1 rRNA gene (only partly in view) is annotated in these 1,356 nt (G+C 53.5%); it reads left to right on the top strand.

The window, feature by feature from the left end:
* A 23S ribosomal RNA gene (locus tag H9635_RS19030) occupies positions 1-1,342 on the top strand (it extends 1,656 nt beyond the left edge of the window).
* Positions 1,343-1,356: the final 14 nt, after the last annotated feature.

Genomic DNA, 1,356 nt, shown 5'->3' with positions numbered 1-1,356 from the left:
GAGCGAAGTTCCTGATTTCACACTGCCAAGAAAAGCCTCTATCGAGGTGAGAGGTGCCCGTACCGCAAACCGACACAGGTAGTCGAGGAGAGAATCCTAAGGTGTGCGAGAGAACTCTCGTTAAGGAACTCGGCAAAATGACCCCGTAACTTCGGGAGAAGGGGTGCTTCTTTGGGTGCATAGCCTAGAGAAGCCGCAGTGAATAGGCCCAGGCGACTGTTTAGCAAAAACACAGGTCTCTGCAAAACCGTAAGGTGACGTATAGGGGCTGACGCCTGCCCGGTGCTGGAAGGTTAAGAGGAGCGGTTAGCGCAAGCGAAGCTGTGAATTGAAGCCCCAGTAAACGGCGGCCGTAACTATAACGGTCCTAAGGTAGCGAAATTCCTTGTCGGGTAAGTTCCGACCCGCACGAAAGGCGTAACGATCTGGGCACTGTCTCAACGAGAGACTCGGTGAAATTATAGTACCTGTGAAGATGCAGGTTACCCGCGACAGGACGGAAAGACCCCGTGGAGCTTTACTGTAGCCTGATATTGAATTTTGGTACAACTTGTACAGGATAGGTAGGAGCCAGAGATCCCGGAGCGCCAGCTTCGGAGGAGGCGTCGGTGGGATACTACCCTGGTTGTATTGAACTTCTAACCCATGCCCCTTAGCGGGGTAGGAGACAGTGTCAGGCGGACAGTTTGACTGGGGCGGTCGCCTCCTAAAGAGTAACGGAGGCGCCCAAAGGTTCCCTCAGAATGGTTGGAAATCATTCGAAGAGTGTAAAGGCATAAGGGAGCTTGACTGCGAGACCTACAAGTCGAGCAGGGTCGAAAGACGGGCTTAGTGATCCGGTGGTTCCGCATGGAAGGGCCATCGCTCAACGGATAAAAGCTACCCCGGGGATAACAGGCTTATCTCCCCCAAGAGTCCACATCGACGGGGAGGTTTGGCACCTCGATGTCGGCTCATCGCATCCTGGGGCTGTAGTCGGTCCCAAGGGTTGGGCTGTTCGCCCATTAAAGCGGTACGCGAGCTGGGTTCAGAACGTCGTGAGACAGTTCGGTCCCTATCCGTCGTGGGCGTAGGAAATTTGAGAGGAGCTGTCCTTAGTACGAGAGGACCGGGATGGACACACCGCTGGTGTACCAGTTGTCTTGCCAAAGGCATCGCTGGGTAGCTATGTGTGGACGGGATAAGTGCTGAAAGCATCTAAGCATGAAGCCCCCCTCAAGATGAGATTTCCCATTACGCAAGTAAGTAAGACCCCTGAAAGACGATCAGGTAGATAGGTTCGAGGTGGAAGTGCGGTGACGCATGTAGCTGACGAATACTAATCGGTCGAGGACTTAACCACATTTTATTGCACAA

The organism is Solibacillus faecavium (assembly GCF_014836905.1).
Taxonomy (GTDB): Bacteria; Bacillota; Bacilli; order Bacillales_A; family Planococcaceae; genus Solibacillus; species Solibacillus faecavium.
Note: the sequence above shows the minus strand (reverse complement) of the source record. Positions and strands in the feature narration are given on the sequence as shown.